Origin of the sequence: Bacillus sp. UMB0893 (assembly GCF_002858905.1) — a bacterium.
In the GTDB taxonomy this organism is placed as follows: Bacteria; Bacillota; Bacilli; order Bacillales; family Bacillaceae; genus Bacillus_P.
Genome location: NZ_PKLB01000003.1, coordinates 432,865 through 448,757, shown reverse-complemented (window position 1 = coordinate 448,757; position 15,893 = coordinate 432,865). Strand labels below are relative to the sequence as shown.

Below are 15,893 nucleotides of genomic sequence, written 5' to 3'. Positions count from 1 at the left end.
CCTTTAGGGTGTGGTCAGTAACAAAGGCTTTCAGCCGCAGAGAAAACCACCCGTTCTCACGGGTGGTTTTTATTAATGGAGATGGCAGGGAGGCTGAAACTAGATAGGCTGTTGCAAATACACTGAAATTGGAAATGAATTGGATGAACGAGCAGAAATATGGGATAAGCGAGCATAAATTGTTTCCGGGCGGGCACAAATGATAGATAAGCGAGCAGAAAAGGGAAGTGAGCGGGCATAAACTATGTTTTTCTAAGCATAAATTTGTCAGGGAAATGAGATCAGCATAGGGAACATTTGCAAGGTATTAGTGGTTTTCAAAAAACATAAAAAGCGATTCCCTCAGGAATCGCTTTTCCAAATCATCAGCCATTCGGCTTATCTTTCGGTGGAATTGGCGGTTTCCCATTTCCCTCAGGCTTGCCTGGCGGCTGAGGAGGCTTAGGCTCAGCTGGCTTAGAATCTTGAGGTTTAGGTTCCGCAGGTTTAGGCTCAGCTGGTTTTTGCTCTTGATAATCACCATTTTTTACAATGGCTGATGCTGGAGATTCTTTGCCCGCTACGTCAACGGCTACTACATAGTATGCACCAGGTGTATTGCCGATTGAAGCTGACAGGCTTTTTGAAGCAGGAATGCTGGCCACTTTTCGGAAATCCTTTGAGAAGTTTCCTGCTGCATATATCCGGTATCCAAGTACATCTGAATCTGCATTTCGGTTCCAAATCAAGCTGCCTCCGCTAATCCGCGTACCTGAAACTTGTGCAGGATTCGAGCCGTTGTCTCTCAATTCTTTCCCGTCTGTTACAACAATATTCCCCCAATTGGTCTTATTGGGGAGCAGTTCTTTTAAATCGCTGAGACTGCTTAGATTGTGTTTTGAAAGAATTTCTTTTTTTAGCATTAGTCCTTGCTGGACAAACTCAGCAGGCGCTGAAGGAGGGACTTTATATGCTCTGTCTCTGACATATACATATTTTCCAGTTGTTAAGCTGTCATCCACTTTTTTGGGTACAAATTTAGCGTTAAAGAGATCTGTTGCGACAAGTCCAGCCTGTGAACACATTGTTGACGGCAAATCTCCTGACAGGGCACAATATGACTTTTGAACAATTCCGCCTGGCATTTTAAATGTTTCTTTAGGTGCCAGCAGAGACGGGTTTACTTCATGGGCTGCATTCAGGAGCTTTGACCATAGTAAAATATTTCTGCGGCTGTATGACATTCCTTTATAATCTTTTTCAACAGATTTTGGCGTATCATATCCTATCCACGTTCCGAATGACACATTGGGATTCGTTCCGACAAACCAAATATCCTTGTACTCCTGACTTGTTCCCGTTTTTCCGGCCCAGTCAGCGCTAAAGGAGAGGTAATCTTTAACGGACGCGCCAGTTCCTTGTCTGACTACATCACGCATCATATCCAGGGTTAAATAGGCAGTTTGTGGAGTAAATACATCTACCGCTTCTGATTTATGCTGATAAATGACTTCGCCATTTTTTGTTTCAATTTTCTCTATTAGATAGGCATCAATGAATTTACCGCCATTTGCAAAAGTGGCATAGGCGTTGACATTTTCTTCGACAGAGACACCCTCTGTCAATCCGCCAAGCGCAGTTGCTGGACCTCCGTCATTTTTATGTATGGTGGTCATTCCCATCTTTTTAAGATAAGAGAGTGGATCCCGATCCATTATTTTCATATAGGTTTTGACAGCAGGAACATTATACGATTTTTCCAAGGCGAACCTTGCACTTGTAAATCCGTGAAAGCGGCCATCAAAGTTACCAGGTGAATATTTACCTGGTAGGGGTACATCCGCTAAAACGGATCCAGGCTGAATCGCCCCCATTTCCATAGCAGGAGCATATGCAAGCAGCGGCTTCATCGTAGATCCATTGGATCTTGGTGCATCTGTAGCGTGATTTACCTGCGAGTTTTTATGATTTCTGCCTCCTACAAAGCTGATGATTTTACCTGTTTTATTTTCGATCAAAACAGCTCCAACCTCTACAGGCTCTTGAACCTGTATTTCTTTTCCGGTATCTTTGTCAACTTTCATTTCCGGCTTATCGCTGCCGTAATATTCATAGCTTTCGGCCACTGTTTTCATTTTGTCATAAATATCTTTTTGGATCGTTGTATGGATTTTATAGCCATTCTGTCTTAAGTTTCGGTCTGCCAGTGCTTTGTATTCGGCATAAAGCTCTTTGTTCTGCTTCAATTCCTCCATTTTATGTCCATCTTTTTCAGCAAGCTGTTTAAGAATAATTTCTGAAGCACGTTCTTCTATTTCATATGTCAGCCATGGATATTGTTCAATAGAAGAAGGGTTGCTCTTTGTTAAGCTTGCTTTTAAATCAAAAAGACTTGCTTCCTCATATTCTTTTTGAGTAATGAATCCTTTTGCAAGCATGCGATTCAAAACCGTTTTCATTCTAGCTGTCCCGGGGTTAAGGTTTTCTTTAACTTCACCTGTATTGGTAAATGGGGTATACCCAAATGGACTCTGCGGCAGTCCAGCAATAAATGCGGATTGCGGAAGAGTAAGGTCCTTGGCGTCAACCCCGAAAATACCTTGTGCTGCAGCCTGTACTCCAGCTATATTTCTACCTGAAGCATTTCTGCCTAAGTCAGCTACATTCAGATAAGCTTCTAAAATTTCTTCTTTTTCAAAAAAGCGTTCAAGTCTGAGAGCAAGCAAAATTTCCTTTGCTTTTCGGTCAAAGGACACTTCATCCGTCAGGATTTGATTCTTTATCAGCTGCTGAGTAAGGGTGCTTCCGCCAGAACGGCTGGAAGAGTTTGTGAATTCTTGAAAAAGGGCACGCATAATCGCTTTTGGAACTACCCCATCATGCTCATAGAAGAATTCGTCTTCAGTCGCAATCACCGCATTTTTTAAATGGTTTGAAATGTCAGCGCTCTTAACTTCCTGTCTTTCTATATCTGCACGAAGTTTTCCTAAATAGACAGAATCAGAGAAATAAATCTGCGAGGTTTCTTCGTAATTATAAATGTCTTTTTGCATAGAGCTATAAGTGCGGATTGGTTCATCTTTTACAAGTGAGGCAAAGTATCCTGCTCCAAGTCCGCCGCCGAAGGAGGCAGCAATTAAACCGATTACAAAAAAGATCAGCATAAGATTCCAAATGACGCCGTATGTAATATGAAAGCCTTTTAAAGTTTTGTGTCTATAAGGCATAAATTTGCTGTACCAAATTTTGAATTTATCCATAAGTGTATCATCCCCCTATACAATCCTTTCAATTATATCACATAAAAACAGTACTTTTGTATGATCTTGTCAAATGGGGACGAATCGTTTGACAAAGTTAGCGCTATATGATAAAACAGGTTTAGTAGAAAACGATATTGCTTTGAATGGAACGAGTAGTGAACATCTCCCTGTTTTAGAAAGCTGATGGCCGATGAAAATCAGCACATAGATGGAATCATGAATTACCTCCAGGAGCTTCTTTTGTGAAAGGCAGACTGCGTGCCGAATAGCGAAAGACGGTTAGAATGCCGTTATGAATGCCGAGATAGGATAAAGTTTGTCTTCATCCTAAGTAGGGTGGTACCGCGTAATCACGCCCCTTCATTTATTGAAGGGGCGTTTTTGTATTTTTTAAGAAGGTTCTTTTCTTGATTTTTATTGTTTTTAACACAGAAAATCTGCATCCATTATTAAACTTAAGACAATTTATAAGAAAAGGTACCCGAAACCTTAATATTACGAAGGAGCTGATCAGAGTGAGTGAATTACTGAATGATTTGCAGTTTAGAGGATTAATTAATCAAATGACAGACGAAGAAGGTCTGAAAAAGATATTGGAAGAAGAATCAGTAAAGTTATATTCTGGTTTTGATCCTACTGCAGACAGCTTGCATATTGGACATTTGCTTCCGATTTTAACGCTGCGCCGTTTTCAGCTTGCTGGACATCGTCCGATTGCTCTGGTCGGCGGAGCTACAGGTCTAATTGGAGACCCAAGCGGCAAAAAAGCAGAGCGAACATTAAACACTTCCGATATTGTCCAGGAGTGGTCAAACAAAATTAAAAACCAGCTTTCCCGTTTCCTTGATTTTGATCCTTCTAGTGAAAATCCGGCAACATTAGCCAACAACTTTGACTGGATCGGCTCAATGGATTTAATTACTTTCTTAAGGGATGTTGGGAAAAACTTCGGCATCAACTACATGCTTGCAAAAGATACGGTGTCGTCAAGAATTGAATCCGGAATCTCCTACACAGAGTTCAGCTACATGATTCTGCAGTCATATGACTTTTTAAATTTATACAGAGCACAAGACTGCAGACTTCAAATCGGGGGAAGCGATCAGTGGGGCAACATTACAGCAGGTCTTGAACTCATCCGCAAATCTGAAGAGAATTCAAAAGCATTCGGATTGACGGTTCCATTGGTTACAAAATCAGACGGCACAAAATTCGGGAAAACAGAAGGCGGCGCAATCTGGTTAGATAAAGACAAAACAACTCCTTATGAGTTTTACCAGTTCTGGATCAATACAGATGACCGCGATGTCATGAAATACATTAAGTTTTTCACGTTCTTGTCTCATGATGAGATTGAATCCCTTGAGCAAGAGCTTTTAAATGCTCCAGAAAAACGTGCGGCTCAAAAGGCTTTGGCAGAGGATATGACGAAGCTTGTCCATGGTGAAGAGTCCCTGCAGCAGGCCATAAAAATTTCACAGGCATTATTCAGCGGGAATATTAAAGAATTAACAGGATCAGAAATTGAACAGGGATTTAAGGATGTCCCTACTTTTAAAGTGGAAGAACCTGAAATCAGCCTGATTGATTTGCTTGTAAATGCTAAAATTTCTCCTTCAAAACGCCAGGCGAGAGAAGATGTTTCAAATGGTGCTGTTTATGTGAATGGCGAACGTGTACAGGATACAGATAAGGTAATCTCAGCTGAAGACCGCATTGATGATAAATTTACCGTCATCCGCCGCGGAAAGAAAAAGTACAGCTTGATTCAGTACTAAAACGAATTGGGAAGTCTCATAGAGGCTTCCTTTCATTTTTGCAATGATATTTACATAGATTTTTGAATGTTTTTCTTATGAAAATTGTTTGTCACTTTAAGGATGTGGAAGAAAGCTGTAACTTGCATATACAGAAAGAAACGAAGATTGCTTGCATTGGCAGATATATGGAGGAAGTTTAATGTTGATTTTACAACGAGTTTTTTCAAGGTTAGTAAAAATTAAGCTATGGCAAATTGTCGCGTTAACAACATGCATCATTTTTTTGAGCAGCCTCTTTATGTATTATCTTGAACCAGACACATTTCCAGAGTTTCTGGATGCTGTATGGTGGACGATGACAACTGTTGTGACAGTCGGATACGGTGATTTTTATCCGAAAACGGATACGGGAAGGATTTTTACGATGCTTCTGCTGTATACAGTTGGAATCGGAGGAATGGGGGTTATTATCGGTAAAATTTTTGAAAGTTTTACATTGTTCCGCAAACTCAAGGAGGAAGGGAAATTGAATTATTCAGGTCGGGGACATTATATTCTAATTGGTTCGTCAAAAGAAAAATGAAAATGCAGTTGTAGAATTTACTGCCGCGGAAAAGACATGCGGCATTGTTATTATTGATAATGCAGACAGCTGTCCGATTGACGATGATAGAGTTCACTTTATCAGCGGGGATCCGTCAGAAGAAGAGGTACTGATGAAAGCGAATATCCTTGAGTCTAAATCGGTTTCGATCTTTACTGATGAAAGTCTGAACCTCTCGGAATATGCAGATGGAAAAACACTTCTTATTGCCTCAAGAGTTGAGCATATTTCCAAATCGTATGAGAAAAGCATATATACAATAGCGGAAATCAAGAAGGAAAAGCATATTTCGTTATTTGAACATGCAAAAGTTGATGAATTTGTCCTTTCGAACGAGTCTGTTTCAAGGTTAATGGCACAGGCTGCGATTCACCCTGGATCAAGCAGCCTATTTAAGCAGCTTTTAAGCAAGGCTGACGGCGAAAATTTATATGAAATTATTAAAAAGCCTCATTGGCTGACATACAAAGATGCTTCTATGGAACTTTTTGATGCGGGTGCAATTCTAATATCAGATGGGAGCCATTTAGATATAGCACGAAGACATAATGAAAGAATTCCTGAGGATGCAAAAATGTTTGTAATATGCGATGAGCCGACATATCTGAAAATACGTCATTAAAAAAACCCGCCCTGGAAAACCAGGCGCGGGTTCATTTTATTAACGAGAGTAGAACTCAACGATAAGAGCTTCGTTAATTTCAGCAGGCAATTCAGAACGCTCAGGCAAGCGAGTGAAAGTACCTTCTAATTTGTCAGCATCGAATGTTAAGAATTCAGGTACGAAGTTGCTTACTTCGATTGATTCTTTAACGATGTCAAGGTTACGTGATTTTTCACGCAAAGTGATTGTTTGACCAGGTTTTACTTGGAATGATGGGATATCTACGCGACTACCATCAACCATGATGTGACCGTGGTTAACAACTTGACGTGCTTGACGGCGAGTGCGAGCTAAGCCAAGACGGTATACAACGTTGTCTAAACGAGATTCAAGAAGAATCATGAAGTTTTCACCGTGTTTACCAGTCATTTTAGCAGCTTTGTCAAACGTGTTGCGGAATTGACGCTCGTTCACACCGAACATGTGACGAAGCTTTTGTTTTTCTTGCAATTGTAAACCGTACTCAGATAATTTTTTGCGTTGAGTCGGGCCGTGTTGACCTGGCGCGAATGGACGCTTTTCTAATTCTTTACCTGTTCCGCTTAATGAAATTCCCAAACGGCGGGAAAGTTTCCAACTTGGACCTGTATAACGAGACATATATGTCTCCTCCCTACATGTTTTTATTTGGCATAAAATAAAAACAGACTGATCCTGAATGACATGCACATTTTGTTTTCATATATCCTCGCTCCAGCAGCAGAGAGTTACACGATACACCTCACAAATGAGGAACAAAATGAAATCACACCAATGGTATCAATAGGCTGCGAATATTTATTTTACACAACGATCATTATATGATTTTAATAAAACAAAGTCAAGAAAACTTTCATGAAGAATATATGAAAATAATATAAAAAACACATTAAATAGATAAATTGGAAAATATTTTATGTTATACTAATAGAAATCAGCAGGATACGAAAATGTGGGGGATTTTTGGTGACGCATCTTACAGAGTTTACACTTATGTCTATAAAGGGGCTTTTTTTCGATTACCTTAGCAGTGAGTATATGCGGGAAAGCAAATCCTATGAAGAATACCTTGTGAGTTCTCTGCATAAGGCCATGCAAACCGAGTATGTTTCACTGTTTAAAAGCGAGAACAAATCCTTTGTCCTTCAAGCCACAACTGCGGGCTCCTATCACTCCATACGCTTAGCGGATGATAAAGAAAGAGTTTTGATGAATGATCATGAGATTGAGCTGATGCTCACGGACAAATCTCTATTAATGATAAAAGCAAAGCAGACTCTCTATGGCAATGAGTTTTACGAAAAGCTGAAGGAAGAATGCGAGAAATTCTTATTCCATTTTAACACGCTGACAGCCAAGACTCAAAATGAAGCGAAGTATAAATTGCTTTATCAATCAACAGAAAAGTTTCATACAACAATGAACAAAGACGATGTTCTGAATCAGCTTATTACATCTCTGCAAACTATGTTTCCTGAATATCTGTTTTATTTGTTTTTGTCACATGATAATGAAAATAAACAAAACTTGCCGATCAAAGGCTTGGATTATGAAGAGAATAACGGCAATGAAAAAGCACTGGAAGCTTATTTGACTGGCAATGTTCAATGGGAGCACTGTAAACAGGCTAATCAGCTTGTGCTGTATGCTCCGCTTAAAGGCAATCAAGGCGTTTATGGCGTTGTTGAAATCACTCAGCAAAATAAACAGGAATTAAACAAGGATGACCTTCATTTTATTACATCCCTTGCGAAAGCAGCCGGAAATGCCCTTGAAAATGCAAAACTTTACGAACAGTCAAAAAAACTCGTATCAGATCTGCAGCTTATTAATGAAACTTCTCATCAGCTGAATAAAAATTTACGTCTGAATGAAACGATGACGTATATGTCAGATCGGATTATGAGCTCATTTTCAGCAGAAGAGGTTGGTTTTTATTATATCGATCAAAACGGACAAGCACGCATTTTGCCTGGCAGCACGACTTTTTTTCACACTCACGGATCGCAGATGTATCTTGAGCTCGTAAAGAATAGAATACAGCAGGATTTAGAAGGTCTTTTTATAGGGGAAGTGCAAATGGATCATGGGGATTATTCTTCACTGATTGCTGTTCCGATGATACAGAGTGATCAGCTGAAAGGATTTGCAATTGTTCTCCATAAAGATTCGTATTATTTTACGTTTGAAACGTTCAAGCTGCTTCAGTCACTTATTCATCACTCAACACTTGCACTGATGAATTCGATGCTGAGAGAAGAATTAGAGTTTCTAGTTAAGACCGATCACTTAACGAAACTATTCTCCAGAAACTATTTGGATGAAACCGTTCAGCACTCACTGGAAAGAGACCAGCAGGGGACATTTATACTCATTGATATAGATGACTTTAAGCTGGTTAATGATACATATGGACATCAAGTAGGAGATGATGTTCTTATACAGGTTGCTACCGTGCTGAAGAATAATATTCGTGGAAATGATGTTGGAGCAAGATGGGGCGGGGAAGAACTGGCCATCTATTTGCCGCAGGTAGATCTCCCGACAGGAATCTCTGTTGCTGGCCGCCTCGTTGAGATGGTGAGGAAACATACAGAACCTACGGTCACTATATCATGCGGTGTTGCTCATTGGAGGGCAGATCGCAAAGATACAATGAAAAAAATAGTAAGGCGTGCTGATAAAGCTTTATACAGTGCTAAAGAAAGCGGAAAAAATCGCGTTATTTATCAAGAGGATATTGAAATTATACTGTAGGATGCCATTTTTTATGAGGCATCTTTTTAGTCGAGTATTAAGAAAGCGCTTTCAAAAATATTGGAACTGTCATATGATATTGATGAATGGAAAGGGGGAGAGGATACTGGGGAAGGAATTCAGTTTTGAAACAAAAGTCATTCACGGACCAAAAGCAATGAAAGACCCATATAACAGTTTAACACCGCCTCTTTATCAAACCGCAACGTTTATATTTGACCAGGCAGAAACCGGTGAAAAACGTTTTGCAGCAGAAGAAGAGGGATATATTTATTCACGCTTAGGAAATCCAACGGTTCATTTAGCTGAACAGAAAATAGCTGCCCTTGAAAATGCAGAGTCTGCTCTTGCTTTCGGTTCTGGAATGGGAGCTGTATCTGCTGTTCTGATGTCAATGGCCAAGACGGGTGCTCATATTTTATGCTCCAAAGGGATTTATGGATGTACATTCGGATTTTTGAAAATGATGGAAGATAAATTCCAGGTCACACACTCATTTTCAGAGTTAAGGGATGAGGATGAAATAGAAAAAGCGATCACTCAGGATACGGTCTGTATCTATATAGAAACTCCGATTAATCCGACGATGCAATTAATCGATTTGGAAATAGTAAATGCTGCAGCAAAGAGACATGGACTAAAAGTTATTGTTGATAATACGTTTTGTTCACCGTATCTTCAGCAGCCGCTCACTCTGGGATGTGACATTGTTCTGCACAGTGCGACGAAATATATAAGTGGTCATGGAGATGTAATAGGCGGTTTTGTTGCCGGGAAGAAAGAATATATTCACAATCTTGCGATGACAGAAAGAAAAGATATTGGAGCCATTATGTCACCTTTTGATGCATGGCTGCTGCTAAGAGGTTTAAAAACACTGCCGATTCGTATGGACCGGCACTGTGAAAATGCTGAAATCATTGCAGATAGGCTGATTGCCCATCCATCTGTAGAACATGTAACATATCCATTTTTGGGAAATGAAGAGCAGGTTGCAGCTGCAAAAAAACAAATGAAAAAAGGCGGCGGACTGATTACATTCACTCTTAAAAATTGTGGAAAAGCGAAGACTCAATCCTTTTTAAACTCACTGAAGCTCATCAAAATTGCTGTCAGTTTGGGAGATGCAGAGTCTTTGATTCAGCATCCTTCAACGATGACTCATTCCGTGATTCCTGAACATGAAAGAAAGCTGATGGGAATTGAAGATAATATGGTGCGTTTGTCAGTAGGCCTTGAAAGTCATCTCGATATATGGGATGATCTTGAGCAGGCTTTAGACAGACTCTAAAAAACGGAACCGCAGGCAGCGGTTCCGTTTTTTTTGTAAACTATAAAAGTTCTACAGTTCTTAAATATAGTCAACCAGTGCTTGCACAAATTTCTCTAAATATTCTTGATCCATTTCATTGAATCGATTTTGAATAGGACTATCAATGTCAAGAACACCAATCAAACGTCCTTCTTTGATGATCGGAATGACAATTTCTGATTGAGAAGCCGCATCACACGCAATATGGCCAGGGAATGAATGAACATCAGCAATACGCTCTGTACGCTGATTTAATGCAGCTGTTCCGCAAACGCCTTTTCCCATAGGGATTCTGACACATGCTGGCAGACCTTGAAACGGTCCTAAAATCAGCTGATCTTCTTTATATAAATAAAAACCTACCCAATTGGTTTCCTGTAAAAACTGATTTAATAAAGCAGAAGCATTTGATAAATTGGCGATCTGGTCGTTTTCGCCTTCCAGCAGAGCCCGTAATTGTTTGATCAGCATTTTATAGTTATCTTCTTGTTTGCCGCTGTACTTTTCGACATGAAACACGAGGCTTCCCCACCTTTCCTTTTTTTTCTTCAATTTATGAGCACTCAGACAAACTTTGTCGAGAAAACAATAGAGGATAAACCTTCCGCACCTTGAACTACTTATAGTAATGATGAAAGGGGTGAGAATTATGCCAATGCAGCCGAACGCCTCCAATCAAACAAAGGAAAAGATTATTGACGCCGCCATAGGACTATTTAACACACAGGGCTTTAATGGGACTTCTGTCAGAGAAATTGCCAAAAAAGCGAATGTTAATGTTGCTCACATCTCCTACTATTTTAAAGGAAAGGGCGGTTTGCTGGAATATTTAGTCTCCCAGTATTATGAAGGATACCTTTCTGTCATTGAGACAGGCTACATTCGCCTGGCTCATGAAACTCCGAAAAACTGCCTGCTGCTCTTAATTCAGGATATTTTAAACTATCAGCATCAAAATCGTCAACTTGCGAGATTTGTCCTTAGAGAAGTGACATTAGATTCAACCTTAATTAGAGAAGTGATGACAACCTATCTGACAAAGGAAAAATACTTTTTTAAAGCCATTCTCGAGCAAGGCATTAAAACAGGAGTCTTTCGTAAAGCGCCAATGGCGCATATTCTGGTCCAATTAAAGAGTCTGCTGAATATGCCTTATCTTCAGCCGCAATATATGAGTGAAGTGCTGTATTTACAAACCCACGAAACGTATTTTGTAAAACAATATTTTCACGAAATCGAAATTTGGATCGATCATTTGCTGTGCAATTCTGTTCAAAAAGAAGTGATTGTTTAATAAAGGCTGTTTTTGCATAGATTGCTGTTCTGCATAAACCAATATTGTTTTATAAGAGCGTCTTCCTAAAAAGAGAATAATTCGCACCAACATCCTTTGCACTATGGGCGTCAGACCCGTACACGAGAGGGATGTTTTGTTTTTTTGCCTCTTCAATCATCCACTGATCAAGATAAATTGCTCCGCACAAATTCTTCCTCAATCCTGCGACGTTAAAATCAAGCTCCATACCTTCTTTTTTAATGGCATTGAGCAATTCATTCTGCAGGTTCTTCAAGTCAAATTGAACCGGAAACTGTTTTTGGAATTTGTTAATCAAGGTAAGATGGCCCAGCCTTTTCGGTTTGAAAGGACCGAGATTGGATTTCACGGCTGCAAGAAGAGTTATATAGTATTGTTCATGTACCTGCTTTAATGTCCCTGCTGTTTGAATCATTTCCAGATAAGTATCTTCATGAAAATCCAGGCAGTAGTACTGTTTATTAAATTTTAAAAAATGAACAGATAATATCGAATCATCGATATAAGAACCGTAATCATTTAAAAAAGAAGTTGTTTCTTCTTCAAATCCCTCGATATAATCCACTTCAAAGCCAAGGTTAATTTTGATGCTGTCCGAATAATTCTTTTTAAGCTTTGTTACATGTGAGATATAGTCTTCTAATACGCTCAAAGCTATAGCACTGTCCCCATCGGGAACAGGGTCAGAAAAACCTTCAGGCAATGGAGCATGTTCTGTAAAAGTCAGCTCATCAAACCCTTCATTTAGCGCCTGATCAATATACATTTCCAGACTGTCTAAAGTACCGTGAGGACAAAAAGGCGTATGAACGTGTCCATCTTTTTTTCTCAACTGTGTCACACCTCTCGAAAACTGCGAAATATGGCGATAAATTATGTAAAAAAATTTAAATTATGGGTCAAAAATTGTCGTTTACATGGTATCATAAAAACTATGAAATAACATCAATCATAAAAAAATTACTTTACATAAGAAATTCGACAATCGTTACTTACATTCATATAAAAATCTTATACCTTGTTATGACGATTTGCTGGAACACAACGAGGGGGCTCATTATGGAAGTCGTTATTGGACTTATTGTCATTTTGCTGGTTTTATTTGGTGCCGGCTACATGATCAGAAGAAACATATACAAAGAAGTAGATCGTTTGGAAGCTTTGAAAATTGAAATAATGAACCGGTCGATTGTAGATGAGCTCTCAAAAGTCAAAGACTTGAAAATGACTGGGCAGGCTGAAGAATTATTTGAGCGGTGGCGGAAGGAATGGGATGAAATTATTACTGCCCAGCTTCCAGAAGTGGAGGAGCTTCTCTTTGATGCTGAAGACTACGCAGATAAATACCGCTTCAATAAATCCAAGAAGGTTTTGGAGCACATTGAGAAAACCTTAAAGCATGTAGATGAATCAATTGAAATCATTATTTCTGAGATTAATGAACTTATTACCAGTGAAGAGAAAAACACAATTGAAATTGAAGATGTCAAATCGAACGTTAAGAAAGCAAAGAAAACACTTCTCGCTCATAGCCATACATTTGGCAAAGCACACGCTAAACTGGATGCAAAGCTTGGTGAGATCTACGAAGCTTTAAAGCAATTTGATACGGAAACAGAAGCGGGGAATTATTTGGCTGCAAGAGAGATTCTCATTCTGCAAAGCAAAGAGATTCTTAATTTGCTTGCCAAAATAGACGACATTCCAAAGCTTTTGTCCGAGTGCCAAACAGTTATTCCAAACCAGCTGGCAGAGCTTGCTGAAGGCTATCAGGAAATGTTGGATAATGGGTTCCATTTGAAACATATACAGCTGGGTGCCGAACTTGAGAAGATGACTAAACAGCTTCAAGCTTATGTAGAGCTGCTTTCCGAAACAGAAACGGCTGAAGTAAAAGAAAACATAGAAGAAATTCAAGAATCGATTGATACCTTCTATGATCTTCTTGAAAAAGAAGTACTTGCCCATCATTATGTGCAATCTGCAACGAATAAAATTGATCAGCAGCTGGCAGATCTCCTCATGCAGCGAAAAGAAACACAGGAAGAAGCTGAGCTGGTTAAGCAGAGCTATCATATTTCAGATATAGATCTGGATAGACAGAGAAAGCTTGAAAAACAAATGAATTCGCTTCACAAACAATTCTCACTCATTTCAACAAATCTTCAAACGGATCAGCTTGCTTATTCAATCATGAAAGAAGAGCTTGAAGAGCTTGAAAAGCAGATAGACAACGTTAAAATTGAGCATCAGGAATTCAAGGAAATGCTTCAGGCACTTCGAAAAGAAGAACGGGGAGCACGTCAAGCATTGGCTGAGGCAAAAAAACAACTGCTCGATTCAAGCAGGAACATTCAAAAAAGCAATGTTCCCGGATTGCCTGAAAGTCTGGCTCAGCTATTGCATGAAGCGAAAGAATCGATTGCAAAGGTTTCCATTAAAATTGAAGAAATCCCCCTTGATATGCTTGCAGTTAACATGTTATTAGAAGATGCAGTTCAGAACATCGCTATCTTTTCTAAGCAGTCAGAAGAAATGATTGAGCAAGTTTACCTGGCTGAAAAAGTGATACAGTACGGAAATAAATTCAGAAGAAGAAACCGAAATGTTGCCGAACAATTAAAAGAGGCAGAATATCACTTCCGGAAGTATGAATACAGTGAGTCACTGGAAATAGCTGCAGCTGCCCTTGAACAGGTTGAACCAGGTTCACTGACAAGACTCCAGGCTATTCTGGATGAAGAGACAAAATCATAATCAAAAAAGATCCCATACCAGTCTGGTATGGGATCTTTTTTGGGTAATAGTGAGAAGGGGAAGAACAAGCCTCTCTTTTTTCCTTCTTGTCTTATTTACTATATTCCGTTCGATGCCGAGTACGGCCTGATGAGAAGGCCAATCCGATGAGTCCCCCTATCATTGCCGGGACAACAAATCCGATGCCATATTCGTATAAAGGGATGACTGCAATAAGAGATTCATCAATAGAACCTGGTAATAGTCCGCCGGCTTTTAAACCATCTGCAATACTTATGATTGTTGTCAGTAATAAGCTGCCGATATAAACTTCAGGTGCCCCTTTAAAATAATGATGGAGAAAGGATAGGGCAATCAGAACAATAGCAAGCGGGTAAATACCAACAAGAACTGGAACTGAAAAGGCAATCAAATTTGTTAATCCGACATTTGCAACAACTAAACTGAATAAACAAATAACTGTAATGATCATCTTATATGAAATGCCAGGGAAAACCTTTGAAAAATAATTCCCGCACGCTGAAACCAGTCCAATGCTGGTTGTCAAGCAAGCAAACGTAATGGCAGTACTTAAGACTACATTGCCTAAGGAGCCAAATAAAATAGTGACTGATTCAGATAAAACGGATCCGCCATTATCCAGATATCCAATTTGAGACACGCTTGTAGCTCCTAAATACGCAAGTGAGATATAAACAGCCGCAAGTCCTGCAGCAGCTATTAATCCGCATTTGATGCATATTTTAGCAATTTCTGAGCGTTCTGTTACTCCTCTCTCTTTTACTGCATTGATGACAACGATACTGAAAACTAAAGCTGCAAGAGTATCCATTGTCAAATAGCCTTCTAAAAATCCTTTGAAAAAGGACCCATCTGCGTACTCTCCCTTAGGAGCCTGCATTTCTCCCAAAGGTGTAATGAACATCTTGACCGAAATAAGAGCCAGCACAATCAGCAAGATTGGTGTGAGCAGCTTTCCAACAGTATCCACAAGCTTTGTCGGGTTTAGCGAAAGCCATAGAGTTATTCCGAAAAAGATAATGGTAAATAGAAACAATGGCAAGCTGCTTTGACCAGCTGCTTCTGGCAGGAATGGCAGTATACCAATTTCATATGTGACCGTTCCCGTTCTTGGAATTGCAAAAACCGGACCGATGGCTAGGTATAATACAAAAGTAAATACTAAACCGAAAACAGGATGAACCCTGCTTGCTAAAGATTGAACATCACTGCCTGAAATGCCAATTGCGACAACTCCAAGGAGAGGAAGTCCAACACCTGTGATCAGAAATCCGAGAATCGCTTCCCACATGTTTACACCGGCTAGCTGGCCTAAAGCAGGAGGAAAGATTAAATTTCCTGCTCCAAAAAATAAGGCAAAGAGCATAAGTCCTATAGTAAATGTTTCTTTTAATGGTAATGACTTTGTCATGTAAATCCCCCTGAAGACTAAGTGTTAAGTGATGTATCCGTTTTCATACTATCACATTTCCTGAAAAATTT

Annotated in this window: 12 protein-coding genes and 1 other annotated feature; of the genes, 7 read left to right on the top strand and 5 right to left on the bottom strand. The window is 39.5% G+C overall.

Annotated elements, in window-relative coordinates; translation table 11 throughout:
* Nucleotides 1–365: 365 nt before the first annotated feature.
* Nucleotides 366–3,239, bottom strand: a complete 2,874-nt coding sequence (locus CYJ36_RS10075) for a transglycosylase domain-containing protein (protein ID WP_101567126.1) — start codon at nt 3,237–3,239, stop codon at nt 366–368.
* Between the two features lie 133 nt (nt 3,240–3,372).
* Nucleotides 3,373–3,605 (top strand) — a binding site (T-box leader).
* Nucleotides 3,606–3,757: 152 nt separating this feature from the next.
* Here CYJ36_RS10075 and tyrS point away from each other — a divergent pair.
* From tyrS to CYJ36_RS24365, 3 genes are all read left to right on the top strand, one after another.
* Nucleotides 3,758–5,020, top strand: a complete 1,263-nt coding sequence (gene tyrS / locus CYJ36_RS10070) for a tyrosine--tRNA ligase (RefSeq protein ID WP_101567155.1) — start codon at nt 3,758–3,760, stop codon at nt 5,018–5,020.
* Between the two features lie 181 nt (nt 5,021–5,201).
* Nucleotides 5,202–5,585: a potassium channel family protein gene (locus CYJ36_RS24370; RefSeq protein WP_257962439.1), complete on the top strand. Its 384-nt coding sequence runs from the start codon at nt 5,202–5,204 to the stop codon at nt 5,583–5,585.
* Complete coding sequence (locus tag CYJ36_RS24365) at nt 5,563–6,228, top strand: NAD-binding protein (RefSeq protein ID WP_257962438.1); 666 nt, start codon at nt 5,563–5,565, stop codon at nt 6,226–6,228. Before CYJ36_RS24370 ends, CYJ36_RS24365 begins: the two co-directional genes overlap by 23 nt.
* A gap of 39 nt (nt 6,229–6,267) precedes the next feature.
* Here CYJ36_RS24365 and rpsD read toward each other — a convergent pair whose 3' ends face one another.
* Entirely contained in the window at nt 6,268–6,870 is a 603-nt protein-coding gene (rpsD, locus tag CYJ36_RS10060) for a 30S ribosomal protein S4 (RefSeq protein WP_101567125.1), read from the bottom strand.
* 345 nt (nt 6,871–7,215) lie between these two features.
* Between rpsD and CYJ36_RS10055 the strand changes: the two genes are divergently transcribed.
* Nucleotides 7,216–9,006 carry a sensor domain-containing diguanylate cyclase gene (locus CYJ36_RS10055; protein ID WP_101567124.1) on the top strand — a complete coding sequence of 597 codons (1,791 nt, stop codon included), beginning with the start codon at nt 7,216–7,218 and terminating at the stop codon, nt 9,004–9,006.
* Nucleotides 9,007–9,088: 82 nt separating this feature from the next.
* Nucleotides 9,089–10,297: a methionine gamma-lyase gene (megL, locus tag CYJ36_RS10050; protein ID WP_101567154.1), complete on the top strand. Its 1,209-nt coding sequence runs from the start codon at nt 9,089–9,091 to the stop codon at nt 10,295–10,297.
* Between the two features lie 60 nt (nt 10,298–10,357).
* Here megL and CYJ36_RS10045 read toward each other — a convergent pair whose 3' ends face one another.
* The gene (locus tag CYJ36_RS10045) at nt 10,358–10,837 is read right to left on the bottom strand and encodes a GAF domain-containing protein (RefSeq protein WP_101567123.1); all 480 of its coding nucleotides are present in this window, start codon (nt 10,835–10,837) and stop codon (nt 10,358–10,360) included.
* A gap of 136 nt (nt 10,838–10,973) precedes the next feature.
* On the opposite strand from CYJ36_RS10045, the gene refZ reads away from it, so the two are divergent.
* Nucleotides 10,974–11,612, top strand: a complete 639-nt coding sequence (gene refZ / locus CYJ36_RS10040; protein ID WP_101567153.1) for a forespore capture DNA-binding protein RefZ — start codon at nt 10,974–10,976, stop codon at nt 11,610–11,612.
* A 49-nt stretch (nt 11,613–11,661) separates the two neighbouring features.
* On the opposite strand, the gene hisJ is transcribed toward refZ, so the two are convergent.
* On the bottom strand, nt 11,662–12,465 hold the full coding sequence (gene hisJ, locus CYJ36_RS10035; protein ID WP_101567122.1) for a histidinol-phosphatase HisJ: 804 nt from the start codon (nt 12,463–12,465) through the stop codon (nt 11,662–11,664).
* A 227-nt stretch (nt 12,466–12,692) separates the two neighbouring features.
* Between hisJ and ezrA the strand changes: the two genes are divergently transcribed.
* Nucleotides 12,693–14,390 carry a septation ring formation regulator EzrA gene (gene ezrA / locus CYJ36_RS10030; protein ID WP_180850215.1) on the top strand — a complete coding sequence of 566 codons (1,698 nt, stop codon included), beginning with the start codon at nt 12,693–12,695 and terminating at the stop codon, nt 14,388–14,390.
* Between the two features lie 91 nt (nt 14,391–14,481).
* Here the strand turns inward: ezrA and brnQ are convergent, their stop codons facing one another.
* Nucleotides 14,482–15,822 (bottom strand): branched-chain amino acid transport system II carrier protein, encoded by a 1,341-nt coding sequence (gene brnQ, locus CYJ36_RS10025; RefSeq protein ID WP_101567120.1) that lies wholly within the window; start codon nt 15,820–15,822, stop codon nt 14,482–14,484.
* Nucleotides 15,823–15,893 lie beyond the last annotated feature (71 nt).